Origin of the sequence: Candidatus Bealeia paramacronuclearis (assembly GCF_035607555.1) — a bacterium.
Taxonomy (GTDB): domain Bacteria; phylum Pseudomonadota; class Alphaproteobacteria; order UBA9655; family UBA9655; genus Bealeia; species Bealeia paramacronuclearis.
The window spans coordinates 720007-745964 of record NZ_JAVHWZ010000001.1 but is presented as its reverse complement, the minus strand read 5'-3'; the positions used below and the strand labels follow the sequence as shown (position 1 = coordinate 745964).

The window sequence follows — 25958 nt, the reverse complement described above, 5'->3', positions numbered from 1 at the left end:
CTGCCTTCCGTTATGGCTGAACTTGATGACTGTACACGCCAATGCTTTTCTCAAAAACAAAATTGTTTTGAGGGACTTGAAGATCCCCTGGGCCAGATCAATCATTGCCAAGACAACTTATTTGAATGCAAAACAAATTGCGCGTCTCCACATAAAGGAGCTCACTATGTTCACGGATTTCAACTTGATTTTAAGATCAAACCGTTGATTAAAGACATACAGCTCTTCAAAAAGAAAGAGAGGGAGCAGAATCCAGGTTGAACTTCGCGCTTAAAAATGCTAGGAAACCAAAATATCACGCGGGTGTGGTGGAATTGGTAGACACGCCAGACTTAGGATCTGGTGACGCAAGTCGTGGGGGTTCGAGTCCCTTCACCCGTACCAAATTAACTCTTTTTTTCCAATTTGCCTCTATACAAACTGTTCATGTCATTTTAAGTTGGCAGATCACATAATACCTAAAGGACGAAAGATGGATATCAAGTTAACACTGACAGATGGTTTAAAACGCGAATTCAGCATCATTGTGCCGGCTCAAGAAGTCTCTGGCAAAATTGATGCGGTTCTTAAAGAAATTGGAAAGAAGGTCAAAATCGCAGGATTTCGTCCTGGGAAGGTCCCACTTCCTATTTTAAAGAAAAATTATCTAGGCAAAGCCTTTGAGGATACCATTGAGCATTTCGCCAATGATGCTACCCGTAAAATTGTGGACGAACACAAGATTCAACCCGCAATCACCCCCAAGTATGACATCAAGTCTGCTGAACCTGAAAAAGATTTGGCATTTGAAATTAAAATTGAAATTTTGCCTGAAATTGATGAGGCTAAAATTGAGGGACTCAAATTTGAGAAGCTTTCTCCCGAAGTGGAAAAAGAACTCATTGAAGAAGCTGTGAAAAAGCTATCAGAGGCTCAACCTCCCCTTAAGGCTATTGAAAAAGATCGCAAAGTTAAAAAAGGCGACTTCTTAATTGTGGATATTGAGACTGAAAATCTCAAAACTCACAAACTGGAAAAAGCCGAGCGCTTACTTGTAAAAGTTGACGAAAATGATATGGGTGGCTTTGAGATGAAGCTCGTGGGAGCAGAAAAAGGTCAGACGCTTAATATCGAACATAACTTTCCCGCGGATCATCCTATCCCAGAGTTTGCAGGAAAACTCATCCCTTTCTCCATTACAGTCCATGAAATTCAAGAAGCGGATGAAAAAGGGCTGAATGACGATTGGGCAAAAAATCGCGGATTTGAAACACTTGATAAACTTAAAACAGCCATTGAAGGCCGTCTGGTCGAAGAAGCTGCTTTCTTGGCGTATCAACGCGTAAAACGCCATGTTTTGGACGCTTTGGCAGAAGCACACACCTTTGACATCCCCCCTACGATGGTGGACATGGAATTCGATGTAATTTGGCATCAACTCATGCATGAATTGAATGTGGATTGTGGTCATCATGAACACGCCAATCACAATCATGAAGTTGAGTATAAGACTGTTGAAGAAGCCTCAGGCCTTAAGGAAGAAGATCTCAAAAAACAATATCGTGATATAGCTGAGCGTCGCGTACGTTTGGGCCTTCTTTTGGCAGACATTGGAAGGAAAAACAATGTCACCGTACCGCGGGAAGCTTTATCACGTGCTGTCATGGAAAAAGCCCGTCAATATCCCGGTCAAGAAAAGCAAGTCTTCGATTATTATACGAAGAACGAGAGGGCAATGGCCTCTTTGCGTGCCCCTTTGTTTGAAGATAAAGTGATTGAATTCATTCTTTCCAAAGCGGATGTGAAGGAAATCAAAAAACCTACAAAAGAAGTGATTGAACTTTGCACAAAAGAATTAGACAATGATGATTCTGTTAAAAAAGCAAAACCGAAAGCTTCGGAAAAACCTAAAAAAGAAACAAAGAAATAAAGGAGATCAGTTATGTCAGGGGAGAGAATGAACACATTAATTCCAATGGTTGTTGAACAAACAGCCCGCGGTGAGAGGTCTTTTGATATTTACTCACGGCTTTTGAAGGAAAGAATTATTTTCCTCATTGGCCCTATTGACGACAATGTTGCAAGCCTTGTGTGTGCTCAACTTCTCTTCCTTGAATCTGAAAACCCTTCCAAAGATATCTCGATGTATATCAACTCCCCGGGTGGTGTTGTCACGTCAGGTCTTTCGATTTTTGATACCATGCAATACATAAAACCTGATGTCTCCACTTTGTGCTTTGGTCAAGCAGCATCGATGGGATCCTTTCTTTTGATGGCCGGCGCCAAGGGAAAACGATTTGCACTTCCGAATTCTCGCGTGATGATTCACCAACCTTTGGGCGGATTCCAGGGGCAAGCGTCTGACATCGAAATTCATGCCAGAGAAATTTTGGACATTCGCTCGCGCTTGAATAAAATTTATGCAGAGCGCACAGGACAAAATATGGAAATTATCGAAAAATCCATGGACCGTGATAACTTCTTAAGCGCACAGGCCGCAAAAGAGTTTGGTTTGATTGACGAAGTTGTATCTCACCGTCCAGCTCCTGAAAATCTGAAAAAATCTGCATAGGAAATAAAAAAGTTATCACGTTAACCATTTATTTGCCCTTTTATGGGATTCTATAAGTAAGGGGACTTATAAACCTTTATAAAATATACCCCCCTTAGGATGAGAGGTCTGAGATGAGTAAAAATACAACTGAGGATCCCAGAGGGGCACTTTACTGTTCTTTTTGTGGAAAAAGCCAGCAAGAAGTCCGCAAGCTAATTGCAGGGCCTTCTGTCTATATCTGCGATGAATGCGTTGATCTTTGCGAAGATATTATCCGCGAAGAAAACAAAGGTCCCCTGATCAAAACAGCGGGAGGAAGCGCGCCTACGCCTAAAGAGATTTTTGGTGTCCTTAATGATTACGTCATTGGCCAAGATCGCGCCAAGCGCATTTTATCAGTGGCCGTTCATAATCATTATAAACGCCTCGATAATCTCTCACGCACAAGTGACATCGAACTCGCAAAATCCAACATCTTGCTAGTAGGCCCCACTGGTTGCGGTAAAACCCTTTTGGCTCAAACTCTTGCCAGAATTATCGATGTCCCCTTCACCATGGCTGATGCAACAACTTTAACAGAAGCCGGCTATGTGGGTGAAGACGTTGAGAATATTATTCTCAAACTTTTACAAGCCGCAGATTATAACGTTGAAAAAGCACAACGCGGTATTGTTTACATTGATGAGATCGATAAAATCTCACGGAAATCAGACAACCCTTCCATTACCCGCGATGTTTCCGGTGAAGGTGTTCAACAAGCCCTTTTGAAGATTATGGAAGGTACGGTTGCAAGCGTTCCCCCTCAAGGTGGACGGAAGCACCCCCAGCAAGAATTCTTGCAAGTGGATACCACCAACATTCTTTTCATTTGTGGTGGTGCTTTTGCAGGGGTTGATAAAATTATTTCTTCCCGCGGTCGTGGCACCTCCATTGGATTTGGGGCTGATGTCAGAAACACAGAAGAGAGACGAACAGGAGAAGTTTTAAAAAGCCTTGAGCCTGAAGATCTCTTGAAATACGGCCTAATCCCAGAGTTTGTGGGACGTCTTCCCGTCATTGCGACTTTAGATGATTTAGATGAAGCCGCCCTTGTTGAGATTTTAACCGAACCCAAGAATGCTTTAATTAAGCAATATGCGAAGCTTTTCAATATGGAAAACGTTGAGCTCAAGTTTACCGACGATGCTTTGGATGCTGTTGCAAAAAAAGCGATTGAGCGGAAAACCGGTGCACGTGGACTACGGTCAATCTTAGAGGGTATTTTGCTCGACACCATGTTTGATCTTCCAGGATCTGAAAATGTGGAGGAAGTCGTCGTCAATGCTGAAGTCGTGAATGGTGAGGCTCAACCCCTTATCGTTTACACACCTGAGGCCAAGACTGCGAAAAGTTCACAAAAGTAGGTGATTTCGAGAATTCACTCTTTATTTCAGAGAGACAGTTCTGTAGACTGTCTCTCATATGATCCATATGGTTTTTAGGTGACTCTTGGCAAAAAAAATTAAAGACGTGACAGATACATCTTATCCAGTTCTTGCATTACGCGATGTTGTTGTCTTTCCACACATGGTGGTCCCGCTCTTTGTGGGACGTGAAAAATCCATCAAAGCATTGGATCACGCTTCCAAAAACAATAAGGAAGTGATGCTGGTCACCCAAAAAAATTCTTCTCTTGATGACCCTCGAATCAAAGATCTTTATACCGTGGGAACCACGGGACGCATTCTTCAAATGTTGCGCCTTCCCGATGGCACAGTCAAAGTTTTAATCGAAGGAACGCAACGCGTTAAAGTCGAGTCCATTCAAGATAATGGAACCTTTTTTGAAGGGGAAGCTCTCCCGCTTATTGATCATTTTGAAAGCGCCCAAGAGCTTGAAGCCTTATCCCGCACGATCATTTCCCAGTTTGATCAATACACAAAACTTAATAAAAAATATCCTGCAGACCTGATCACAACCATTTCTCAAATTGATGATGCTGGAAAACTCTCAGATATTATTGCAGCGCACCTTGGCGTGAAGCTCGATGAAAAACAAAAACTCCTTGAAATGACAGACGTTGCAAAACGTCTTGATACCCTCGCCAATTTTATGGAAGGCGAAATTGGCGTGATGCAAGCAGAAAAACGCATCCGCAGCCGCGTCAAACGCCAAATGGAAAAAACACAACGTGAGTATTATTTAAACGAGCAACTCAAAGCCATCCAAAAAGAACTTGGCGAAAATGAAGAAGGTCGTGATGAGGTCGGTGAAATCGAGCATCGGATCAAGACAACAAAACTCTCCAAACAGGCAAATGAACGTGCGGAATCAGAAGTTAAAAAGCTTCGTCAAATGAGCCCAATGTCAGCCGAAGCCACCGTCGTTCGAAATTACCTCGATTGGCTTTTGGACATTCCTTGGGAAGAGCGAAGCCGCATTAAGAAGGATTTAGAAGAAGCCGAAAAAATCTTGAATGAAGATCATTACGGCCTTCAAAAAGTCAAAGAACGCATCATTGAATATTTGGCTGTTCAAAACCGTGTAGGCAAAATTAAGGGGCCAATTATTTGTCTTGTGGGCCCCCCAGGTGTTGGAAAAACATCCCTTGGAAAATCCATTGCGCGGGCCACAGGTCGCCAGTATGTGCGCATGTCTTTAGGTGGCGTGCGCGATGAAGCTGAGATTCGTGGACACAGAAGAACCTATATTGGCTCTATGCCTGGAAAAATCATCCAAGGCATGAAGAAAGCCAAAAAAAGCAATCCGCTTTTCCTTCTTGATGAAATCGACAAAATGTCCAGTGATTGGCGGGGAGACCCCTCCTCTGCCCTTCTTGAGGTTTTGGATCCCGAGCAAAACAATACATTTAATGATCACTATCTGGAAATTGATTATGATCTTTCCGATGTTTTATTTATCACAACGGCTAATACGTTGGATATGCCTCAACCTTTGCTTGACCGTATGGAAATCATTCGTCTTTCTGGATATACCGAAGATGAAAAGTTAGAGATTTCAAAGAGCCACCTCATCCCTAAGCAAATGATACATCATAATCTGAAGTCCAAAGAAATTGTGATTGAGGACTCGGCCATTCGTGATCTTATTCGTCTTTATACACGGGAAGCCGGGGTTCGTAGTCTTGAGCGAGAAATTAATAATATTTGTCGAAAAGTTGTACGAAAACTTGCATCTAAAAAAGAAAAATCACTCACCATTACCCATGAAAATTTGAAAGATTATGCAGGGGTTCCGCGCTTTCACTATGGCGAAGCTCTTGAAAAAGATGCGGTGGGCGTAACCACGGGATTGGCCTGGACGGAAGTAGGGGGTGAACTTCTCTCCATTGAAGCCCTCATGCTTCCTGGAAAAGGAAAAATGCAAATAACAGGAAAGCTTGGGGAAGTCATGCAAGAGTCCGTTCAAGCCGCGGCCAGCTTTGTGAAATCTCGTGCAGCTCTTTATGGGATTAACCCCAATACGTTTGAAAAACACGACATCCACGTCCACGTTCCCGAAGGAGCCACGCCCAAAGACGGTCCTTCTGCAGGAGTTGCAATGTGCACCTCTATTGTGTCCGTTTTAACAGGCATTCCTGTTCATCGCGAAGTCGCTATGACCGGTGAAATCACATTAAGAGGTCGTGTTTTGGCCATTGGCGGTCTTAAGGAAAAACTTCTAGCAGCATTACGCGGCGGAATTAAAACTGTTTTGATTCCCCGAGAAAATGAAAAAGACCTTTCTGAAATTCCAGACAATGTGAAAACCGGCATGACGGTTGTTCCAGTAGACTCTGTGGATGAGGTGTTATTGCATGCTTTGACTCGTCCCTTAAATCCAATTTCTTGGGAAGAATCATTGCCTATAAATGCATCAAAAACCGCAGAAATGCAGGAAGAAATAAAAGCACATTAAAAAATATTTTTTTAACTTAATGTTTTTTTTCGCTTTTTTATTTGTTTCATTTGATTGACGGAAGTGTGTTTTTTTGATAGTCTTTACTAAATTGTCTTGGATTTTTAGGACGCTATGAAGTAAAAAATATCTATTAACCACTAACGAAGGGTGTGAGCAGTGAACAAGAACGATTTAGTGGCCTCCGTGGCTGAATATGCAGGAATTACAAAAGTTGACGCAGCAAAAGCCGTTGATGGCTTTATCAAGGCTGTAACAACTTCCTTAAAATCCAACAAAGAAGTTCGTCTTGTTGGTTTTGGTACATTCACAGTCACACAACGTGCTGCTGGTGAAGGACGTAACCCACGTACGGGCGAAAAAATCAAAATCAAAGCCAGCAAACTTCCAAAGTTCCGCGCTGGTAAAGGTCTCAAAGAAGCTATTGCTTAATATTGAGATTTTCCAAAAAAAGACCCACCTGTACTTCAGGTGGGTCTTTTTGTTTCAACTGTGTTGGCAGAATCAAGAGGGGAAACAAGTTTAGAACTCCTCTACCTCTTGATTTTCATTTAATTTGAATCAGGACAAAAAAATGTTGCATTATTAAAAATAATAAATATATAAATTTAAGGGAGATTGAATTCCTGGTTTTTTAATAATTGTTTTTTTGGAGTACTATGATGTTAAACAAAAATCTGACTTTGAGCCTTGCTTTTTTGGCTTCACTATCTTTTTCGTCCGCTCAAGCAATGATGGAAGATTCAAATAAAGCACCTGATACAGCAATAAGCACCGCTGCTCCTGTAAAAAAAACTTCTTTGGACGATCTTCCAACAGAGCTCATTCAAGGAGTTGCCATTTTTCTTGCACAAAATCCCGATTCTCATGAGGCTACAAAAGACATTCTTAGCCTGGCACTGACGGCAAAAAAGTTTAAAAACACAATTTATAACTGCGATAAGGTTTGGCAAATTCTCTCAAAAACGGGGAATGGGTTTGCTGAGATTTCAAAAACATTACAACAGCCCCTGAGAACATTCTGGATTTCTCATTTGCGAAATCCGATTCTGCTCGTCCTTCAGGATAATATGGGGCAAAATAATGTCAAATTATCCGTGGAATTTCATTACGGAGATTCAATAGGATTCGACAAGGTTTCATTTCAAAATCAGTATGCGAAAGAGGAATTTCCTAACATCTCAAGTCAAAATAGTCAGCTCCATTTGCTTCGTAAAAGTGACTTTTTAGTAGCATTTCAGAACATGAGCAATAAGTCCTTTGACGATGCAGTAAAAACTATAAAAATTGATTGCATTCGTTTTCGCCTTCTCTCTGAGCCAAACGTTAATTCTTGTTCCAACAGTAATTATGTTGTGAAAAAGGGAGAATCAAAAAAAGAATCCGTCAATACAAGAATTTCTTTGCCTTACAGTAAAATTGTTCTTGAACCAGGAAAAAGCTATTTTAAGGCTATCTTCTGCACTGGTGAAGAAAAGGGACGTCTTTTAACAAAAGAAGAGAAAGAAAATCTTGTTTCTAAGAACCCTGGTATAGCTTTGAACGACCTGGAAGGCTATAGGGTGGCAGACATTATTCAACAAGTAACCTACGAAGATTATCTGAAGTAAGCTTGCTTTTTAACCACGGCGCTCCTCAGTGCCGTGGTTTATTTTCTTCTTTCCTAAGTTCAGTGTTGGTAAAGTCCTCAAAGAAACTATTGCTTAATATTTGAGGTTCTCAGATTTAAAAACCCACCTATTTTTTCGGGTGGTTTTTTTATGTACTGAACAAACTGTTTCAGGTGGGAATTTCACAAGCTATAGCGAATGCAAAATTTATGCTAACACGCCAGGAAAAAACTTGGCATTTTCATGATTCCACCCGCGCTGCGAGGTTGACTTCATTTTATAACAAAGAAAGTAATATGCCATTACATCGGCAACCTTATCATCACTTCTTTTCAGTCGAAACTGGCTGTTTTTTTTCATAATGGATATGTGTTTTGGGTTGAGAAATAGAAACACAAGAGTTTCCTCCCGGTTCATTATTAACAAGATTTAACTTCCCTCCATCAGATGTAATCGAAAATGAAACATAATTATTGTTTTCATCACCGCCAAAGCCTTCAATACCATCAATTGTACAAGATTGACTTCCATCCATTGTGTGGACATCAGCCTTCCATTTATTAAACAAAAGAATTCCATGAGCCTTATAAAATTCGTTTGTTTTTCGATCACTTGATATGGTGTTCCAGTCCGAGCTTCTAAGAGTTGGAAGCCCTTGATGGACCTGCAACATCACATCTTTTCCAGTATAATTAACAGCAGAAAACACCAAATCAGCAAAAAGATCATTATTGAAAGTAAGGATCGTAATCGCTACCCCTAGTCCAGTTACGCAGAATGCTAAAGGGCTTTTAGTCTTTTGATATTTCATGATGTCTTCCCCCGTTTTTATATTCAGCCATTTCCTAAGTAGGGTAAGGCTGAATTGAGTGAAAAGCAATCTCTCATTTCTCCCTCAACGTCGCTTCAGCCAATTGAATATCTTTGAGTTTACTGCCACGGGAAGATCCAAACTCAAAGGCATAGGCATCTTTAAGGCACGAGCCGAAAATACCTGCAATAGTTGAGATAATTCCAACCGCTTCGCCAGGAAGGGATCCTGAATACAAAGTGATAGTTAAAAGACAACTGATCAAACCCATGGCTGCAGATATCACCATCACATCAGCGCGAATATTATGTTTTTGTGATTGAATAAAAACCATATCCCGTGCACGTGCGTTTTTGCGATCCTCATAAATCGCCATCTCCCGCTCATGTTCCATTTTCAAAACGGCATGCTGAAATTCGGCAACCAGTTTAGGGTCGGCCTTCATCGCCTGAAGAATCTTGGCAGGATCGTCCTCACCAGTCAGGCGTTTGGCGGTATCGACAATCTTTTGGGCTACTTTTTCTGATTTTTCACCACCCACCCACCGAGCAACTAAGGGCGCAAACTCAGCCAGGGCCAACGCTAAAGGAACAACAGGAAAACTCATAAACTCACCCTAATTTGTAAAAGTAATGACGACCCAAGCGGACCTGAAGCTTTCTGGGATCCGCCCAATCGGGTTTGCAATAATAAGCATGGTAATGATTGCTATCCCGTGTAAAGTCTGGCCATGCTTGATTGGCCACCGCACTGGCCACCTCTTGGCAAATTTTAAAGACAATATCTTTTTCAATACCCTCCCCCGTAATGACTTTCCGCATGGGATCTTTGGCGTTCCAGCACGAGAATTGAAAAGGCTTGAGACACACATCCTCAATGCTATTCCCAAAGCGGCGTTTGGCGTTCAGACGGTTCATCACCACATTTCCTACTGCAATCAAAGATCCCAGCCCACCTTGCGGATGGTTGTATTCACACCGAGCCTCGCCATAAATAGTGCGTGCTAAAATATCGATATCTTTTTCAGTCACTATTTGCATAAAATAACCTCTCCGTTATAGACTTGTCGCCAAGCTGTTCCTTCATAAAATACAAGTATAAAGTTTTTCTCATCTTGATAGATTGCAAGTTGACCCGTCTTGGCCACTCCCGGCAAAGTCCCTTTGTAGACCTTCAAAAAAAATGTGGAATTTGGCAGTTTAAATGCACCAAAGTTATTCCCATAAGAGCCTATAAAGCGAATCTCGCCTTGATCTTCAACGACTTGGCTCAATCCTTCTCCTTTGAGAGGTGTTTCTTCTAACGCGACAATTCGCTCTAAAAGCTCTTGAAAGTTCCCATCCACCTCATCTGAAGTCAGCGGCATTCCTTTGTTTTTTCTCAATATAAGTCCCATGGTTTCTCCTTACTATTTGGGTACAAACGTGACCTCAATCAACTCCGGGTGCCCGCCCGGGATGCGATAACTCTGTGAGGCATAAACCTTCGTCTCAGGGATAGACTTCAACCGCACTAAAAATTGCGCAGAGCCAGCCACTAAAGCCGCGCCCAAGCTCAGGTGATCCTCAAGATCTCCTTCAAATTGAATCTCTTTTCCTTCATAATCACCTGGCTGGGGCGGCAAAATTCCACGCTCCCGCCAAAGGCTTGAAGATGTAAACCCCAGATCAAAGGTTTGATCTTGTTTTTTCAAAACTTCGCAATACACTTGTTGTGCCTCTTCAGGCAAAATCCCAGGATAAAAAAGCCCCCCAAAAGGAATTAAAAAGCGTTTTTGTGGGTCATGTGAAATCTTTAAATCGTTTCGAACCACACCAAATAATTTCCGAAAAAGTGGGGCTTGTGTGTCCCGTTCCATCACAAACTGCACTTCTGAAAAGGGGGTAAAGTCCACTCGTTTTCCTTGTGTTTCAAACCATCCTCTCCCCGTCTCAACAAGATCAATTCCTTGAAAAAGCGCTTTATCAGAACTTATTTTCACACCTGCAATCGCCTTAACCCTAGTCTTTTCATAAATTGAGATCTTTCCATAATCATTACCTAAATAGCTCATTCCCATGATTTGAAAGCTCTCGTAAGGCACGGGCGCAATTTTGAGACGCAAAACAATTTTTTCAGGAAAAAGATCATTTTCAGAAAGGATTTCGATCTCACTTTCTTGATCAGAAGTCATATCGATCAGCCCCTCCTCTTCATTTAAATCCAAAAGATCAGGGAGCTGATGGCCTGGCCAATTTTGAGGCAAGTCATTGCGAATGAACCATTTCATTTATATTTCCATTTATTTTGTTTAGAATTGTATATGAGGGAGGAATCCAAATATATTTCGTCAAAATTTATTTCATTACGCTGCAGTTTTGGTCAAAACTCTCTTGAGATGCCAACAAAAAACCCCGAGGCTAAAGAAGCGCCTCGAGGCTTTTTAATATAATTAGTGATTACTTAGTGATGATTTATAGGCGCTCGATAATGCATCATGTTTTGTACCTTATCATGGGGAACCACCTGCATAGCATGAGGAGGAGGACAATGTTCACCTATACAGTAGGGCCAATTAATCATTGTATGAGTGAGAGCCTGTGCTGATCCAGCACAAAACACTGTGAAAAATAATATTGATATAATTTTCATTTTCAATCTCCCTATTTGTTATGATTTGATTATAATATAAATTTTATTAAAAATTAATTAATAAAGTTAAGTTTTCTAATTAATTTCAGAGTAACGATGTGGAGCAAACTGTTTCCACAATTACGTCATCCCAGACAATGATCGAAAATCAAGGTTTATCTTGAGCTTTCAAGGTCACGTGATCCGGGGCCCATCTCAACCCCATACCGGAGCTGACCATCCACCTGCCAGGGTCACCTCAATTTTATGATCAAGACACGGTTTTGTCCTTAAGTCATAAAGCTGGACTTGTACTTGTGTTTGCTTGTCCTTCAAAACCTCTTTGAATTGTCCTTGAGCCGTAACAAGGGCTTTCAATTGCTCAATCGGTCCATTTTTGACAGCCACAGATTTCACCATACGAACTGAATGAAGCCGTCGCCAATTCAAAAGTCCCTCTCGTGGACATTGACCTCCAAAATCATAATAAGCAATCCCAGAAGGTGCCGCTCTTAAAAGTCCTGACTTTGTCAAATAATCTTCCTCACAATAGCCATCAAGAGCAAAATGAGGAGCATACTTTTCTTGAAGCTGAACTTTCGTTTTGGGGGCTATACCGAGGGTGTGGGCAATCGTGATCTCAACAGCGCGTCTTCCCCCCTCCCCCTCGGCATAGATTCGGTAATGGACCACTTTGCCTTGGGCTTGTCCGCCCGGAATCCGAGGATCCTCAAGTCGCACTGTGTGGTCCGTTGTGACAGAGAGAAGGTCCTCCCAAGAGCCAGTCACTTTTATTTCACTGGATCTCGCGCTTTTAGCGAGATGATACTGACACGAGTTACGCAGTTTGCAGGAGAAGAGAGAAGAGATAAGGTGAGAGGGAATATTTATTAAATGAGAAGAAATGATGTCTCGACACAAATGCACAAAATCACTTTATCGTTCATTTTTACAAGCCAGCAGTGTGCGCTATTCAGGGTTGGCACTTTCGGAGGTGTCACCGATTCCATTGTCGCATGACAGCGTCAATCGATGGTTGAGTTCTAGTGCATTGCGTCCGAGCGGAGTGTGGAATCTTACTCAATCTCTTATTAACAAGAAAGAACCTTGTTTTTTAGTATGTGACGATACAATTTTGGATAAAAATCGGAGCGAGAAGATAGAGCTTGTGCATTATCAGTATTCTGGGAATGCCCATGATGTTATTGCGGGGATAGGTCTTGTCAATTTGGTATGGCATGGCCTGAGGAGTCATGACTCTATTCCTGTTGATTATCGTATTTATGATAAAGCCAGCGATGGCAAAAGCAAGAATGACCATTTCAGGGAAATGTTAAAGCTGGCTCAAGACAGAGGGATAAATCCGGATGACGTGGTTGCAGACGCTTGGTACTCGAGCTTGAATAATCTGAAGGCCATTGAATCCATAGGCTGGACATGGGTGATGGGGTTGAAGAAAAACAGGAAAGTGAATCGTGGAGAAACTCTTGAAAAGCTGGACATTCCAGATGAAGGACTGAAAGTTCACTTACGCGGATATGGATGGATTACTGTTTTCCGGTTTGTTGCCAAAAACGGTCGCACGGATTATATCGGAACCAATAGGGATAATCCCTCTCGTGATCATATTGAACTGGTCATGAAATCGCGTTGGAAAATCGAAGTTTATCATCGGGAATTAAAGCAAACATGCGGTCTTGAACGCTGTCAGTCTCGCACGGGACGAGCCCAAAGAAATCATATATTTCTTGCCATTTCGGCTTGGATTCAAAGATTTAAAAGACGACTTGCTGGAGGCTTCTCTTTTTATCAGCAGCAGTGGGATGTTATTAAGCATGATATCTCTAGAGAAATAACAAAACTCATGTCTTTCGCTTAGATTCCCACCCTTTTGCTGCAAACTGCGTAACTCGTGACTGAGCAAGAGTCAACCCATGTTCAAAGGCTTGCCGACCACGAGGGCTTAGAAAAAACGTCTCATCAACGCGCTCCTCTCGTCCCAGAGCCGAGTCGGATTTGAGCTTCCAATGAGCACGATCCTCCTCAAATATATATGACGATTTGTGATCGTCTTTGGCGACATACGTATAAGCCCCCAGAGTCACGAGCATTCCTTCACGATAATAAGCCTTTGGAATCCAACGGTAAGACCGTGGCTCTGGATTGATATTTTGAAGGGAAATAGAAATTTCCTTCACCTCACCATCCAAAGAGGCCCCTTTTTGAAATTCATGCTGAAGCGTAAATAACAACGTCTCACGCCGCTTTTGACGATACTGCCATCTCAGATAAAGCTTTGCGTCATACCAATGGCGTCGCACATAGTATTTCTCAATACCTAAGTGCGCTTTAAGAGGCGGGGAAAAAGGAATAGGCTCATGGGCATTCGGCTTAATTCTATCAAAGCGCGATTTGATAACTTCATACCCTGAGCGACCCACTTTTTGCCCTTGTTTCGGCCAGTTGGCTTCAATTCCAATACTTGAGAAGCTATTAATTTGAAATCCTGGAAATTTTCGCGCAATGACACGGGCAATATCCACGTACCCTTCCTGATCTTGCATCCATTCGGCTTTAAGCTTCACAGTGACAGCCCGCAAAGGCGTCTGCACAACATAATTGATAAAACTTTCTCTCAAAAAGTTTCCCTTTAAATCAATTTTTTGCGACCCTTTAAAAAAAGATGAACGCTTTAACTCCCAAGATTTGCGATCCACATAAAGGCTCTCAAGAAGCGTGTCTTGAACTTCCAAAGATTTTCCACGTTTTTCAGGGGGAACAAACAAAGGATCCCAATATGGGGCTTTCTTTTGTCGCTCTAAAAATGCCTTTACGTCCTCTTCTAGATGAGGGGGGGCGGCATAAAGCTCAAATACACAAAAGTAACCTTCACATGTCTGATTACCTCTTGAAGGAATCCCTGTAAAAATAAGCTCACTTTTTCCCTGACTTTCCCAGGAAATAAAGAATTTCTCATATTTTTTAAGATGTTCAAGCTTCCCTGGCTCGTTTTCCATTTTGATTTCCGCACGTGCCACCTCATTTTCCTTTTGTGAAATAGAAAGTGCGAAGACCGCAAAATCGTACCGTGCATGTTTTTTTTCATCAAACGCCTCACTCAAAGCCGCCCCTGCAAAATAAATTTTCATCTTTTACTGCCTTCCGAATAATCTTGACTTTCATCACACAACTTCGTTATGAAGGTGCGTCTTGTATAGTATTTAAGAAGTGGATATCTTTCCGTGCTCAGTTGGTTTACCGAAAAAGGTTATTTTCAAGGTATTTTCTGGATGATTATGTCTTGTGTTGTCAGCAATATGAACGACATCCTCACCAAACTTGCAGGATCCCGCTTACCTGGCGCAGAAGTTGCTTTTTTCCGTTTCTTATTTGGGGCGCTTGTCCTTCTTCCCTTCATGATGACATTAGGGTCTGTCGCCTTTAAAACCAAACATCCCAAAGCCCACATGATCCGCGCATTACTTCTTTTTATGGCAATTGCTCCTTGGTGCTATGGATTGGCACAGTTGCCCCTCACTCTGGCGACTACTATTAGCTTCACAACACCGTTTTTCATTTTGCCTTTGGCCAAAATCTTCTTAAAGGAGCACGTTGGTATTCACCGTTGGATTGCGACTTTTTTGGGCTTCATTGGAATTTTTATCAGCCTTCATCCTGATGGCGGGACGCTCAACCCCATGGCACTTTTGCTCGTAGGTTCAACCATCATGTTTGCATCTCTTGATATCATCAACAAAAAGCTTGTGACTGGAAACGAAGGCATGCTCCCCATGCTTTTTTACTCCGCATTGGGAACCTCCATTTTGGACGCCATCCCGACGTATTATATCTGGGTCGCCCCTGAGTTTTCTGAGCTCTTCTTCTTGGCTCTTTTGGGGGTGGGTTCAAATCTCATTCTCTTCTGCCTCTTAAAAGCCTTTGCAGCCACCGAAGTCTCCGCACTTCAGCCTTTCCGTTATTCTGAGCTGATGGTTTCCGCAGCTTTTGGATTTGTGATTTTCAACGAGCTTCCTACCATAAACACTCTCATGGGGGCGGCCATTATCGTACCCGCCACGTTCTACATTGCTTACATTGAGACCCACAAGCACCTTAAAGCCCGCAAAGCGGAAAAGTTAACCGCCGAGGTAGGTGTTTAGGCAATCATCATCCTGCTTTTATTACGTTAACTATTTTTTCGAAATAGTATTAATCGTCACTGCCGGAACTATCATAGGAGGTCGACTCAGGGCCAGACGTGCCAGAGTCTTCATCATATTGAGAGTCCTCATCAGAATCCTCTGTCAAAGTAGTTAAGTCATAAAAAAGAAAATTTTTAAAATTAAGATTTTCTACTATACTGTTAGTATTTTCCAAATTACTCTGTAATACAAGAGTGTCATTTTCATCGGCTGGTTCCATTTTTGTAAGAACTGACTTCTCTTTCTCTTCTTTCTTTTTTGGGTCTTTCTTCTCTTCCTTTGAGTCTTTAATGGGCGTGGATGAAGAATTTTGATTCTCATCACATCCATCATCATCTTTCTGCATCGCAGAGACATTAAAATACAAATTCATAAAAAAAATCAAAAGGGGGAAATAATAGCGTAACATCATAACTCCAATTTCAATTAAATGTAAAATTTATATATATTGAATTGAACTTTTTAACCCCTAAATCTCTTCACAGTCAAGTGCCCACCCAACGGTCATACCCCACTCATCGGTCTCGAGTTTATAAGACGTAATCCGCATTTCAATCGTAGGACGATAGCTTAAATATCCCACGCCATGATCTAAGGATAAAGCTATCTCGCGCCCTCCTTCAAGTTGAATCCGCATTCCTGATTCAGAAATGAAATAAATAGACCCTTCCACTGGGTTATATTTTAAAAGGTATTTATCTTTTTTTGCTTCAACAGATTCTACCAAGCGCTGGATACAACCCACACGAACAGGTGCACCAATAATAACTCCACCCAATGCAATCCCCTGCTTATCTTTACACGTTATTTTCGAGCGATATTTTGTCTCACGATAGCCCCCTACCAATACTAGATCACCATTGACGGTGCGGTGGAGTTCCCCTTGAGGAATAGGCTCCAACGTTTGCACACACCCACGAGCAGAAAAAGGCGGAAAGCCCTTATGTGAGCCCAGAATCTCAAGAGTTAATTCTGTTTCCATTTAAATTCCCCTGATCCATATTTCAAGCCTCATCTCCAAAACGCGCGTCAAACCATCATTTAAAATTTTCACTTGAGAAGCTTCAATTTTAAGGCACGCCCCTGAAATCCACTCTGCCATCTCCAGAGTCTCTTTGAGTTTCTTTTCATAAAGGGAAACTTCCGCATCGCCCCGATACCGACTCCAAACTTTGAGTACAACGTTTGAGCGATGAGACGAAAAACTTTCCTCACTCTTTGTTTTTTCAAGAGTCATGTAGGGATAAGGCGTTTCAGAGGGAACATGGGTAAAGACACCTGAAAGTGCTTTAAAATCCTCAGATTTGCCCAATTTTTGGCACATCTCTCCTAAAATATCAATCATGATTCATCTCCCATTTCCACCATAACAAAACCTTGAAATTGCTTATCCAAAATAAGATAAGGCCTGGACGCCATCGTGAATCGCTTTTTCATCACACCCAATGACCAAATCACATCGCCCCCATTGGGAACTGCAATATCTCGTCTAACCGTCACACGATAACGGGCCCGCGAAGGTTGTTTCAAATACCCCACACCCGATGCCAGGCCTCCTCCCAAATCATCAGGATGATAACCGTCACGTCCCACAATGGGCACGATATTGGCCCATACGGGCACTGTTTCCTCAATGGATTCAATCCAGCCGCCCTTGTTATCACTCGCCTTTTTCTTAATCAAAAAGGAGATACGCTCTTTTAAATCACCAATACGAATTTTCATGAACCCCTCCTAAAGATGCAAAATACGATAAGGACGCAAGAACGTAGTCATTCCAGGCACCTCTCCTCGCCCCTCACCGCGATGTTCATAACGAAACGCTACAATCTCAAGGACGGCCAGTTTCAAGGCTTCAGGGATAAGGATCTCGCCGCCAAAGCCAGCATCATAAGTCAAGCTCAGCGTTCGCCCTTCCTCCACACTCATCTGACACAGAGCCACATCTTGATGCGAGACTTGAATTCGATATTTGGACATCTCTTGCTCCCCAACTTTCACGCTCAACATTTTCAAAAAAGGGATATGGGGAATGCGAATCACAATCTCAGCGCCTTGAGCTTGGACAAGCCCCTCCGGCTTTCGCGATTTAAGATCACACACAAGCTGACTCGTGCATTTTTGTAAAAGAAGCCCCGTAAACGTTTCGACTTCCTCAACGGCGGATCTGATCAAGTTTTCCAACAATGAAACATCTTGCGTATCCGAAAGCCGTAAAAATGTTTGCACCTCCTCCACCGTGACGGGAAGGTTTTTCTCCCGTGATAAAATTGCCATCATTTTGCTGATTCCTTATAAAAAATTAATGATTTATTTACGAATTTTGGGTCATAATAAAAGCATGAGTAGTGGTGTTTTTGATTTGAAAATTTGTATTAATAGGAGAATGGTTATGTCTAAATTTTTCAGCACATTAATTATATCTGCATTTGCTTTGTCAGCCGCAGGAGCTGTTTTCACTTCAGATGCACAAGCCCGTGGTCGTGGTGATAGCGATCGCAAGGGATACAACTACAGCAGTCAACCTGCAGAAAAAAATTGTATGCCCTATCGCTGCCCTGTGCGTCCTTGGTATTATGGATGGTAATCGGAAGGGGCCTAAAACCCCCTCCGATTTTGAGTTTACGCTTTAAACTTAATAAGTTTTAAAGCCTCAAAATTGACGGCTTCACCGCCAACCCTACGTGTCGTGTAAAACTCTACATAGGGTTTAGAGCTGTAAGGGTCTCGCAATACGTGAATACCTTGACGGTCCACAATTTGATAAGCCTCCTTAAAGTTCCCAAAGGCAAGAGAAATACTTTCCGTTCCTCCCACCAATGCGGGCATATCATCCGACACATAAACGGGAGATCCCAAAAGGGTAGGATTCGCCCCTTCTACAAGTGCTGGCTGCCAGACATGTCGGTTGTCATTGGCATCCCTCAATTTCCGCAATGACGCTTGGGCAGATCTTGACATTAACCAGCAAGCGCCTGGAATATATTGGGGTTTCAGTGCCTGCATTACATCATAAAGCGTATCCACGCCCTGATCTCCAAAAGCACCATCTTTCCCCGAAAGGACATGCTCAAATTTTCCCCACGCCCAGTCGCCTTTAAGTGCCGTATCGTAAGCCAAAATACCCTTGGGCTTTCCAGAACCATCCCCTGAAATAAAGGCCGTATTTTCCATTGCTGCCATTTTTTGAGCAATCTTTTCCGAAAGCCATTCCTCAATATTTAAAGTCGCATCGTCCAAAAGCTTTTGCGTCGCACGTGGCCGTGCATACATCTCATGAACGGGTATTTTGATCTTTATGAATTCAGGCGTTTTTGTTTCATCACGCGCAGCCGTCTCAAGCGCCCACCCCGCATCCGCCATATCTTTATCGAATAAAAGCTCCAGCGCATCGTTTGCAATCTCTCTGACGTTGGCGATTTGACGCATGACAGACGTTGAATCCAAAACCGCTTGCAAGGTATCCGAAAGACCTGAAGGAATTAAAAATCCGCCTTCTTTCCCCGTTTGGCTCGACAAAGCCTTAACCTCATAGGCATGAAGATCTTGATCTACCCCCTGTCTCACATAATTCAAAAAGGCAGATTTATGTCCTCGCATTTCAGGATTTTCACTCATCATAGACTGCGGCCTTAAGCGCGCCACTTCCAACTGTTTCAAGCGGACTTCTGCTTGATCGATTGCTGTACTCATTCGGTCCAATTTTTGAACCAGAAGTGGATCTTCTCCAGTCTTTTTTTCAAGATTCTCCAAACGCTCTTGCTGCGTTGATTTAAATTCTTGAAATGTCCGTCCAAGATCATCCAAAGTTGTTGCAATATCATAATCGTGCATTCTTTCCTCATATTTGGTTATAAAAAAACCTCGGAAGTTATTTCCGAGGCACTCAATAAGGCATTATTTTTCCTTACTAAATTTCAATTTCATCCTGAATTTATTTCAGCATCTCATTAAACCCTGAAATGAGTTCAGGGCGACAAAAGCGGCTATACCGTTCTACAAAGCCTGAGACTAAAGGTTCAGTATATTCCCACTCTGGCCGCCGTATTCGAGGCAAACGTGACAAGGGACACTTCCAAAAGATCAATATCCTTCAAAACTCTGATTTTTCGTCCCTGATCAATACTGGCCGCAATCGTCCGAAATCCAATAGACAACCCTTCCAAAGCCCCATGCTTGATAAGCTCATACGCCTCACGCCCCTGTTGAACATTCAAGAGCAACTGCCCCTCCACATAAAGTCCGCGAGCGTCCTCGCACAGCCTTGTCCAAACGCCAATAGGTTTGAGGGGCGAGTGCTGCCACAGCATTTTAGGCGCGCGCCCCATCAACTTCCAAGAGCGTAAAGTCTTGTCAAAAGCGCCCCGCTCCACTTGATCGCGGTGTCCATCCAACACACCAAACACACTGGCATAGCCTGAAATAAAGCCCGTTTCTGACAATTTTCCCGCAGACATTGCGGCAGAAATATTTTCTTTTCCCTGAATTTTATGATACATTTTTATAAATTCCTTAAAATATTGGAGATTTTATCATGAAGGTGCCCCTCTTGATTTCAGCTTTTTGTTTAAGTCTTATGGGATCCCTCACGAGTTTGCCATCAGTCATAGACACGTGTCCCAACAAGTGTGCAATAGGCTCCACCTGTGATCTAAAATGCCAAGGCAACTGCCTAGGACAATCATGCCCCACAGGATGTGCTTGCATTCCCAATAACGAGAACATTCTTACGATTCTTAAATCGGGCCAGCTCTACCAATGTGAAGGCGGCAAAGCCCCCTCTCTACTGGAAGATAAACAAAATATCTTCGAATGCCAAAAGCTCATACCTCAACCTGTAACCCCACCTTCACCTAAGACCACAAACCCACAATAATAATTCACAAGGAGCGCTCTCTCATGAAATTCTTTTTTGCACTTTCACTTCTGGTACTGAGTTTTTCCCTTCCTGTCAGTGCTGCACTTACGTGCACGAGTTGCCCTAATAACACATCTGCAAAATGCTCAAATGGAGCTCCATGCCCTTGTTCGACTTGCCCCGCTGGAGACTCATGCGAGTGTATACCAAATCTCTCAGAACTCAAAAAATTAACCTTAGGGGCTCCGCTGCCCGAAGGCACGGCCTTTCGATGTGATAAGGAACAAAAACCATTTTATGACACACAACATAATCTCTATATTTGTCCTTTCAAACCCCTAGCATCACCTGCAACCGAAGCTCCTCATCCCCAAAATTAACGATATATTATACTTATTATGTCATATTAATACTGAGTACTAATTTACTCAGTATTTTTAGGGAGAATCATATGAAATATTTTCTAACCATTTCATTGCTTCTCATCACACCATCTCTTTTTGGTTATTCTGCTATAAACCGGCATTACAAGGTCTTGAATTTCTGTTGCCATCCTAAATGTCACGGCCCCCAAGCCATCTACAATTACCCAGAGATTATTAACGTGGACTAAACCCGATCTCCACCCTCAATAGGCGCGTACCCAACCGCTTGACGTTTTTCATTAATTGTCAAAAAATTCGCTTGTGCAATTTTATTCCAGTGCCCCTCACGTCTGGGAGTCAGTGCTGAAATCGAATCCGTGTCATAGGTCAATTCCAATTTCCCTTGCGATGCAAAACAAGGCACAAGCCATCGATTCAGCTCTGTTTTTATGGATTCCAAAAGGGGCAAAATCGTATCCTCCCACAAATGATAACGAGCCTCACGATAGTTTGAAAATGTCGCCTCCCCGGGCACGCCCACGAGCATGGCCGGAACCCCAAAGGCTTGAGCAATTTCACGGGCTGAAAGATATTTACCTTCTATAAAATCAAGATCTTTCGGACTAATACTCAGCTCCTTCCAATCCCACTCCCCTTCCAAAACAAAGATATTCCCGGCATTAGGTCCCCCTTGATAGAAATCCCGAAAATCCTCTTTTAAGGCCTGACGTTGAGAGGACGTGAGCGTTCCTGAAGGCAAAATCAGCGCCCCTGAGGGCCTCCCCCCATTTTGTAGCACCGCCAAATTATGTCCACCTACCGCGTTATGTTGATCGATAGCATGGGCTGCAGCCTCCAAAGGGCTCATCCCATACCAATCATTTAAAGGGTGAAACGTCTTCAAATGCAAAATCGTTGACGCTCCATTTAAAGGATTCACAGGGATTTTGCGTGAAAAGCTTCCCACTCGATACTCATAAGCCTCTGGCACACCACTAATTCCGGGAATCACACGAACACGATCCGGACGCAACAAATGAAGCTCCAAAGGCTCCCCCTCTACTTGCACCATCTCAATATAGGCATTTCCAGAAAGCATCAAATAACCACTCAAAGCTTCCATAAATCGCGCCAAGGCTTGATTAGGATTGGGAGCCCGAATCAGCTTTTCCAAAGGGTGTGCGCACAACGTCTCCCCATTCTCATGAATCTCCCAAGGCACACTGGCAATCCCTCCCGCAATCAAAGACACACATCGATATACAATCACGTTTTTCTGATAACCTTCTTCTGCCAACTGATCAAACTGTCTGGGCGTCCATACAGGTTTTCCGACATTTTTCGCAGCAATCAAGTGAGCCACCTGACTCTCTTTAACCTCAAGTTCCTTTTGACTCTTTTGAAACCAATTCCACATATTTTACCTCATAAAAAAACTCCCGAGATCATTCCCGGGAGTTGTTATTTGAATTTTTAAATGAATACGAATTTTTATTTATCGCATCCACAAAGAAAAACTTCACCTGCATTAATGTTTTTGCAAGCATTTTCCATAACATCTGAAGCTTTTGTGATGTCTGGGAAATAGGCAGAATAATGCGTACTCCAATTATCCTTTCCACAAAGGCTCTCACAAAACTGTTGTGCGTCAGGCTTACCCTGTACTGTTTTACATTTATTTTCACACCACGCCTGCTGAGTCCACCCAAACATGATGAGAGATAAGGCCATAAAAAATCTTTTCAACATTCAGTTCTTTCCTTATTTAAGTGTTGTCAAATTCTTTTAACACCTGTGTTGCCTCTACTCTCTCGCCTCAGGGCATGTCTCAAATCGATAGGGAAAGTAAGCTGCCGCCTTATCACAATCTTTAATATTCTCATCAGAGTGGATCATTTTTGTCCATTGATGTGTATTTTTCATCTCATCACGATAGGTCACGGCGATTTTGGTAATCGACGTATTCCAATGGGGATTTTCAACTTCACAGCTTTTTTCAAGAATACAAGGACGGGGGGAATCAATGCCATAGGCTTTGGCCTGAAGATGAAAGTTCAGAAGTCCCAACAGCACTGAAGCCGCCCCGATTATTTTTTGTGTCATAGTCTGCCCTCCTCTTTTTTTAAGAAGTTTAGCATTTCTTAGGCACCATTGAAAGATGCGACGTCAGAGCTCTCAGAGCCGCCTTATAAAACCCAGAAAACAACGTCCCCCATCGCCATCCTGAATTTATTTCAGCATCTCAGTAGGTTGAAAAAAAGCAATTTTCGATTTGTGTTCACTAAAGAAGATCCCGAAACAAGTTCGGGGTGATATTAAAAGCATGAGGGCTTAGACAAAAAAATAAGCTGAAGTCGAGATACACGTCAACCAGCTTATATTTACCATGTACCACAGCTTTTTTAAAAAATCAAGTTTCTTAATTGCCCATACCAAAACAACCCAAGGAATGCCTTGCAATTTTGAGGGACTTTGATCATACTGCGCGCCATGAGTGATTTATTCGAAAACACTGCCGTTGCCCACGATTATTCTGCCAAAGACATCGAAGTCCTGGAGGGCCTTGAGCCTGTCCGCAGAAGGCCTGGCATGTATATTGGCGGTACAGACGAGCGTGCGCTTCACCATTTGGTCGCAGAAATTCTAGACAACTCCATGGACGAGGCCGTAGCTGGTCACGCAAGCCGGATTGAACTTGAACTTCACGCGGATGGGTCCATTACGGTCAAAGACAACGGTCGTGGTATTCCTGTCGACCCTCACCCCAAATTTCCCGATAAATCCGCCCTTGAGGTTATTCTCACAACACTTCACTCTGGCGCTAAATTTGGCGGAAAATCCTATGAAACCTCTGGAGGTTTACATGGCGTGGGTATGTCTGTCGTTAACGCACTCTCTGAAAAATTTGTGGTGGAAGTCGCCACCCGCAAACATCTTTGGCGGCAGGAGTACAGCCGCGGGATCCCCCTCTCCTCTCTCCAAGATTTAGGTGAAGTTTCCAATCGCCGCGGCACCGCCATCACATTCCTGCCCGATGCGGAAATCTTTGGCGCCCGCGCGGAATTCAAACCCGAAACGCTTTATAAAATGGCGCGTTCCAAAGCCTATCTTTTCAAAGGTGTGGAAATTCGTTGGAAATGCGCCCCCGAACTTCTTCCTGAAGGCTCTGAACTCCCACTTGAGGCCTCTTTCCGCTTTCCCGGCGGCATCAAAGATTTCCTTGAGGAAACTACCAAAAATCAACCCCTGGCTATCCCTGAAATCTTTTCTGGGGAAGCCCAATTTGAAAAAAAACAAGGGCGCATTGAGTGGTCCATCACCTGGCCCCTGGACGAAGAAGGATTTGCACGCTCGTATTGCAATACAGTGATCACACCTTTGGGCGGCACTCACGAAACTGGATTCCGCAATGCCATTTTAAAAAGCCTCCGCAATTATGGTGAACTGATTGGGAATAAACGCATTTCCCAGCTTACCGCTGAAGATTGCGTCGGCAATGCTGCATTTGTAATCTCAACATTTATTCGCGACCCCCAATTCCAAGGGCAAACCAAGGAAAAACTGGTCACTGTGGATACAACCCGCTGGGTTGAAAACGCGGTCAAGGACCACTTTGACCATTGGCTTACCGGCAATCCTGAAATTGCAACAGCACTTCTTGAATACACACTCAATCGCGCGGAAGAACGTTTGAAGCGTAAGCAATCCAAGGACATCGCCCGCGCCTCAGCCACACGTCGTTTGAGACTCCCTGGAAAATTGTCTGATTGCTCCATTGAAGCCGCCAAAAGCACAGAAATCTTTTTGGTTGAAGGTGATTCTGCGGGAGGCTCTGCCAAGCAAGCTCGCGACCGCAAAACTCAAGCCATTCTGCCCCTTCGCGGAAAGATCTTAAACGTTGCAAGCGCCAGTGAGGAAAAGTTCCTCGCCAACAAAGAAATCTCGGACATGATGCTTGCCCTTGGCTGTGGCATTGGCGACAAGTGTGATCCAAAAAAACTCAGATACGAACGTGTGATTATTATGACGGATGCGGACGTGGATGGCGCCCACATCGCCTCCCTTCTCATCACATTCTTCTTTCAGCATATGCTGCCAATCGTGACCCAAGGTCATCTTTTCTTGACCCAACCACCCCTTTATCGCATCACACATGGCGCAAAAAGCGTTTATGCTCAAGACGATGCGCACCGCGAGCACTTAATGACCACCGAATTTAAAAACGTGAAAAAAGTTGAAGTCAGCCGATTTAAGGGCCTTGGTGAAATGCCCGCAGCTCAATTGAAATCTACAACCATGGATCCCCAAAAACGCACGCTTATCCGCGTGACGTTACCCCCAGCTGAGGAGGTCAAAGACGTATCCGCCTTTGTGAGTCGCCTTATGGGCCGTAAACCTGAAGAACGCTTTGCCTTCATTCAACAAAACGCTCCTTACGCCAAAGATTTGGACGTGTGAGCTTTTGCTCTCTCACGTCATTACGTTAAAATCTTTAATCATGGAGTGCAAAATACTTCTTCCAAAATTGAGTGTAAGGAACGTGAAGAACGACTAAGGCAAGGACCGTTACGCAAAGACTCAATGCATAAAAATGAGAGCCAACCATAATTCCGATACCAGCTGTCAGCCATAAAGAAGCCGCAGTGGTTAACCCGTGGGTACTCCCCCCTGTTTCCAAGGACCTCCAAATAACCCCACCCGCAACAAAGCTGATCCCCATGATAATATTAGCAATCATACGAGACGAATCCACATAAAGAAGCTCTGAAATGATTGTAAAAACACACGACCCTGTACAAATAAAGCCAAATGTTCGAATGCCCGCATCTTTCCCAGACATTGCGCGCTCCCAACCAATTGAAGCTCCTAGAAAAAAAGCAAAAAGAATATCCGTGAAATAACTTATCTCAGTCATTAATGAAACATGTGGAACATGGCCTTCCATCTATCATTTTTCCCTAATTCTATTTTTCTACCTATTTTATAATGATAAGAGATCAGGCAGGGAACATAAAGCCTTAAAAACTTTTTGAGACGCGTGAAACTGGAGTCTTCCTTATTAAAAAAGCAAA

Annotated in this window: 28 protein-coding genes and 1 tRNA gene; 11 read left to right on the top strand and 18 right to left on the bottom strand. The window is 43.0% G+C overall.

Annotated features, from left to right (window positions below; translation table 11 throughout):
• Positions 1–299 precede the first annotated feature (299 nt).
• The 7 genes from Bealeia2_RS03840 (at position 300) to Bealeia2_RS03810 (ending at position 8040) form a co-directional block, all read left to right on the top strand.
• A tRNA-Leu gene (locus Bealeia2_RS03840) sits at positions 300–384 on the top strand.
• Between the two features lie 88 nt (positions 385–472).
• On the top strand, positions 473–1909 hold the full coding sequence (gene tig / locus Bealeia2_RS03835; protein WP_331255798.1) for a trigger factor: 1437 nt from the start codon (positions 473–475) through the stop codon (positions 1907–1909).
• 27 nt (positions 1910–1936) lie between these two features.
• Entirely contained in the window at positions 1937–2551 is a 615-nt protein-coding gene (gene clpP / locus Bealeia2_RS03830) for an ATP-dependent Clp endopeptidase proteolytic subunit ClpP (RefSeq protein ID WP_331255797.1), read from the top strand.
• Between the two features lie 113 nt (positions 2552–2664).
• Positions 2665–3936 (top strand): ATP-dependent Clp protease ATP-binding subunit ClpX, encoded by a 1272-nt coding sequence (clpX, locus tag Bealeia2_RS03825; RefSeq protein WP_331255796.1) that lies wholly within the window; start codon positions 2665–2667, stop codon positions 3934–3936.
• An 85-nt stretch (positions 3937–4021) separates the two neighbouring features.
• Positions 4022–6430, top strand: coding sequence for an endopeptidase La (gene lon / locus Bealeia2_RS03820; protein WP_331255795.1), 2409 nt, complete (start codon positions 4022–4024; stop codon positions 6428–6430).
• Between the two features lie 159 nt (positions 6431–6589).
• Positions 6590–6862 (top strand): HU family DNA-binding protein, encoded by a 273-nt coding sequence (locus Bealeia2_RS03815; RefSeq protein ID WP_331255794.1) that lies wholly within the window; start codon positions 6590–6592, stop codon positions 6860–6862.
• 227 nt (positions 6863–7089) lie between these two features.
• Positions 7090–8040, top strand: coding sequence for a hypothetical protein (locus Bealeia2_RS03810; protein ID WP_331255793.1), 951 nt, complete (start codon positions 7090–7092; stop codon positions 8038–8040).
• Positions 8041–8362: 322 nt separating this feature from the next.
• Here the strand turns inward: Bealeia2_RS03810 and Bealeia2_RS03805 are convergent, their stop codons facing one another.
• The 6 genes from Bealeia2_RS03805 to Bealeia2_RS03780 all read right to left on the bottom strand — a co-directional run bounded on the left by Bealeia2_RS03805 (position 8363) and on the right by Bealeia2_RS03780 (position 12250).
• Positions 8363–8851 (bottom strand): hypothetical protein, encoded by a 489-nt coding sequence (locus tag Bealeia2_RS03805; RefSeq protein WP_331255792.1) that lies wholly within the window; start codon positions 8849–8851, stop codon positions 8363–8365.
• Between the two features lie 73 nt (positions 8852–8924).
• On the bottom strand, positions 8925–9458 hold the full coding sequence (locus Bealeia2_RS03800) for a hypothetical protein (RefSeq protein WP_331255791.1): 534 nt from the start codon (positions 9456–9458) through the stop codon (positions 8925–8927).
• A 4-nt stretch (positions 9459–9462) separates the two neighbouring features.
• Positions 9463–9891: a cell wall hydrolase gene (locus tag Bealeia2_RS03795; protein WP_331255790.1), complete on the bottom strand. Its 429-nt coding sequence runs from the start codon at positions 9889–9891 to the stop codon at positions 9463–9465.
• On the bottom strand, positions 9882–10247 hold the full coding sequence (locus Bealeia2_RS03790) for a hypothetical protein (protein WP_331255789.1): 366 nt from the start codon (positions 10245–10247) through the stop codon (positions 9882–9884). Before Bealeia2_RS03790 ends, Bealeia2_RS03795 begins: the two co-directional genes overlap by 10 nt.
• A gap of 12 nt (positions 10248–10259) precedes the next feature.
• Positions 10260–11120, bottom strand: a complete 861-nt coding sequence (locus tag Bealeia2_RS03785) for a hypothetical protein (RefSeq protein ID WP_331255788.1) — start codon at positions 11118–11120, stop codon at positions 10260–10262.
• 557 nt (positions 11121–11677) lie between these two features.
• Entirely contained in the window at positions 11678–12250 is a 573-nt protein-coding gene (locus Bealeia2_RS03780) for a hypothetical protein (RefSeq protein ID WP_331255787.1), read from the bottom strand.
• A 118-nt stretch (positions 12251–12368) separates the two neighbouring features.
• On the opposite strand from Bealeia2_RS03780, the gene Bealeia2_RS03775 reads away from it, so the two are divergent.
• Positions 12369–13340, top strand: a complete 972-nt coding sequence (locus Bealeia2_RS03775) for an IS701 family transposase (protein ID WP_422388038.1) — start codon at positions 12369–12371, stop codon at positions 13338–13340.
• Here Bealeia2_RS03775 and Bealeia2_RS03770 read toward each other — a convergent pair.
• Positions 13324–14610: a hypothetical protein gene (locus Bealeia2_RS03770; RefSeq protein WP_331255786.1), complete on the bottom strand. Its 1287-nt coding sequence runs from the start codon at positions 14608–14610 to the stop codon at positions 13324–13326. The genes Bealeia2_RS03775 and Bealeia2_RS03770 overlap by 17 nt on opposite strands.
• Positions 14611–14703: 93 nt before the next feature.
• Between Bealeia2_RS03770 and Bealeia2_RS03765 the strand changes: the two genes are divergently transcribed.
• Positions 14704–15621: a DMT family transporter gene (locus Bealeia2_RS03765; protein ID WP_331255785.1), complete on the top strand. Its 918-nt coding sequence runs from the start codon at positions 14704–14706 to the stop codon at positions 15619–15621.
• Between the two features lie 49 nt (positions 15622–15670).
• Here Bealeia2_RS03765 and Bealeia2_RS03760 read toward each other — a convergent pair whose 3' ends face one another.
• The 5 genes from Bealeia2_RS03760 to Bealeia2_RS03740 are packed head-to-tail and all read right to left on the bottom strand — an operon-like array spanning position 15671 to position 17943.
• Positions 15671–16075, bottom strand: a complete 405-nt coding sequence (locus Bealeia2_RS03760) for a hypothetical protein (RefSeq protein ID WP_331255784.1) — start codon at positions 16073–16075, stop codon at positions 15671–15673.
• A 57-nt stretch (positions 16076–16132) separates the two neighbouring features.
• The gene (locus Bealeia2_RS03755) at positions 16133–16645 is read right to left on the bottom strand and encodes a hypothetical protein (RefSeq protein ID WP_331255783.1); all 513 of its coding nucleotides are present in this window, start codon (positions 16643–16645) and stop codon (positions 16133–16135) included.
• Positions 16646–17008, bottom strand: coding sequence for a hypothetical protein (locus tag Bealeia2_RS03750; protein ID WP_331255782.1), 363 nt, complete (start codon positions 17006–17008; stop codon positions 16646–16648). It abuts the gene before it with no gap.
• Positions 17005–17388 (bottom strand): phage head completion protein, encoded by a 384-nt coding sequence (locus Bealeia2_RS03745; protein WP_331255781.1) that lies wholly within the window; start codon positions 17386–17388, stop codon positions 17005–17007. Before Bealeia2_RS03745 ends, Bealeia2_RS03750 begins: the two co-directional genes overlap by 4 nt.
• A 9-nt stretch (positions 17389–17397) precedes the next feature.
• A complete protein-coding gene (locus tag Bealeia2_RS03740) occupies positions 17398–17943 on the bottom strand; it encodes a head-tail connector protein (RefSeq protein WP_331255780.1) in 546 nt (181 codons plus the stop codon).
• 1 nt (position 17944) lies between these two features.
• On the opposite strand from Bealeia2_RS03740, the gene Bealeia2_RS03735 reads away from it, so the two are divergent.
• Positions 17945–18250: a hypothetical protein gene (locus Bealeia2_RS03735; RefSeq protein ID WP_331255779.1), complete on the top strand. Its 306-nt coding sequence runs from the start codon at positions 17945–17947 to the stop codon at positions 18248–18250.
• 35 nt (positions 18251–18285) lie between these two features.
• Here the strand turns inward: Bealeia2_RS03735 and Bealeia2_RS03730 are convergent, their stop codons facing one another.
• The 5 genes from Bealeia2_RS03730 to Bealeia2_RS03710 form a co-directional block, all read right to left on the bottom strand.
• Positions 18286–19497, bottom strand: a complete 1212-nt coding sequence (locus Bealeia2_RS03730; protein ID WP_331255778.1) for a phage major capsid protein — start codon at positions 19495–19497, stop codon at positions 18286–18288.
• Between the two features lie 185 nt (positions 19498–19682).
• Positions 19683–20162 carry an HK97 family phage prohead protease gene (locus Bealeia2_RS03725; protein WP_331255777.1) on the bottom strand — a complete coding sequence of 160 codons (480 nt, stop codon included), beginning with the start codon at positions 20160–20162 and terminating at the stop codon, positions 19683–19685.
• A gap of 968 nt (positions 20163–21130) precedes the next feature.
• A complete protein-coding gene (locus Bealeia2_RS03720) occupies positions 21131–22303 on the bottom strand; it encodes a phage portal protein (protein WP_331255776.1) in 1173 nt (390 codons plus the stop codon).
• Positions 22304–22377: 74 nt separating this feature from the next.
• Positions 22378–22635, bottom strand: coding sequence for a hypothetical protein (locus tag Bealeia2_RS03715; RefSeq protein ID WP_331255775.1), 258 nt, complete (start codon positions 22633–22635; stop codon positions 22378–22380).
• A 54-nt stretch (positions 22636–22689) separates the two neighbouring features.
• On the bottom strand, positions 22690–22989 hold the full coding sequence (locus Bealeia2_RS03710; protein WP_331255774.1) for a hypothetical protein: 300 nt from the start codon (positions 22987–22989) through the stop codon (positions 22690–22692).
• Between the two features lie 387 nt (positions 22990–23376).
• Between Bealeia2_RS03710 and parE the strand changes: the two genes are divergently transcribed.
• A complete protein-coding gene (parE, locus tag Bealeia2_RS03705) occupies positions 23377–25344 on the top strand; it encodes a DNA topoisomerase IV subunit B (protein ID WP_331255773.1) in 1968 nt (655 codons plus the stop codon).
• A 34-nt stretch (positions 25345–25378) separates the two neighbouring features.
• Here the strand turns inward: parE and Bealeia2_RS03700 are convergent, their stop codons facing one another.
• Positions 25379–25801, bottom strand: coding sequence for an MgtC/SapB family protein (locus tag Bealeia2_RS03700; RefSeq protein WP_331255772.1), 423 nt, complete (start codon positions 25799–25801; stop codon positions 25379–25381).
• Between the last annotated feature and the right edge of the window lie 157 nt (positions 25802–25958).

Bases quoted from the DNA above. Each gene is read 5' to 3' on its own strand.
- tig (WP_331255798.1), top strand. From the start codon at position 473: ATGGATATCAAGTTAACACTGACAGATGGTTTAAAACGCGAATTCAGC.
- clpP (WP_331255797.1), top strand. From the start codon at position 1,937: ATGAACACATTAATTCCAATGGTTGTTGAACAAACAGCCCGCGGTGAG.
- clpX (WP_331255796.1), top strand. From the start codon at position 2,665: ATGAGTAAAAATACAACTGAGGATCCCAGAGGGGCACTTTACTGTTCT.
- Bealeia2_RS03810 (WP_331255793.1), top strand. From the start codon at position 7,090: ATGATGTTAAACAAAAATCTGACTTTGAGCCTTGCTTTTTTGGCTTCA.
- Bealeia2_RS03805 (WP_331255792.1), bottom strand. From the start codon at position 8,851: ATGAAATATCAAAAGACTAAAAGCCCTTTAGCATTCTGCGTAACTGGA.
- Bealeia2_RS03800 (WP_331255791.1), bottom strand. From the start codon at position 9,458: ATGAGTTTTCCTGTTGTTCCTTTAGCGTTGGCCCTGGCTGAGTTTGCG.
- Bealeia2_RS03795 (WP_331255790.1), bottom strand. From the start codon at position 9,891: ATGCAAATAGTGACTGAAAAAGATATCGATATTTTAGCACGCACTATT.
- Bealeia2_RS03790 (WP_331255789.1), bottom strand. From the start codon at position 10,247: ATGGGACTTATATTGAGAAAAAACAAAGGAATGCCGCTGACTTCAGAT.
- Bealeia2_RS03785 (WP_331255788.1), bottom strand. From the start codon at position 11,120: ATGAAATGGTTCATTCGCAATGACTTGCCTCAAAATTGGCCAGGCCAT.
- Bealeia2_RS03775 (WP_422388038.1), top strand. From the start codon at position 12,369: ATGTCTCGACACAAATGCACAAAATCACTTTATCGTTCATTTTTACAA.
- Bealeia2_RS03770 (WP_331255786.1), bottom strand. From the start codon at position 14,610: ATGAAAATTTATTTTGCAGGGGCGGCTTTGAGTGAGGCGTTTGATGAA.
- Bealeia2_RS03760 (WP_331255784.1), bottom strand. From the start codon at position 16,075: ATGATGTTACGCTATTATTTCCCCCTTTTGATTTTTTTTATGAATTTG.
- Bealeia2_RS03755 (WP_331255783.1), bottom strand. From the start codon at position 16,645: ATGGAAACAGAATTAACTCTTGAGATTCTGGGCTCACATAAGGGCTTT.
- Bealeia2_RS03750 (WP_331255782.1), bottom strand. From the start codon at position 17,008: ATGATTGATATTTTAGGAGAGATGTGCCAAAAATTGGGCAAATCTGAG.
- Bealeia2_RS03745 (WP_331255781.1), bottom strand. From the start codon at position 17,388: ATGAAAATTCGTATTGGTGATTTAAAAGAGCGTATCTCCTTTTTGATT.
- Bealeia2_RS03740 (WP_331255780.1), bottom strand. From the start codon at position 17,943: ATGATGGCAATTTTATCACGGGAGAAAAACCTTCCCGTCACGGTGGAG.
- Bealeia2_RS03730 (WP_331255778.1), bottom strand. From the start codon at position 19,497: ATGCACGATTATGATATTGCAACAACTTTGGATGATCTTGGACGGACA.
- Bealeia2_RS03725 (WP_331255777.1), bottom strand. From the start codon at position 20,162: ATGTATCATAAAATTCAGGGAAAAGAAAATATTTCTGCCGCAATGTCT.
- Bealeia2_RS03720 (WP_331255776.1), bottom strand. From the start codon at position 22,303: ATGTGGAATTGGTTTCAAAAGAGTCAAAAGGAACTTGAGGTTAAAGAG.
- Bealeia2_RS03715 (WP_331255775.1), bottom strand. From the start codon at position 22,635: ATGTTGAAAAGATTTTTTATGGCCTTATCTCTCATCATGTTTGGGTGG.
- Bealeia2_RS03710 (WP_331255774.1), bottom strand. From the start codon at position 22,989: ATGACACAAAAAATAATCGGGGCGGCTTCAGTGCTGTTGGGACTTCTG.
- parE (WP_331255773.1), top strand. From the start codon at position 23,377: ATGAGTGATTTATTCGAAAACACTGCCGTTGCCCACGATTATTCTGCC.
- Bealeia2_RS03700 (WP_331255772.1), bottom strand. From the start codon at position 25,801: ATGACTGAGATAAGTTATTTCACGGATATTCTTTTTGCTTTTTTTCTA.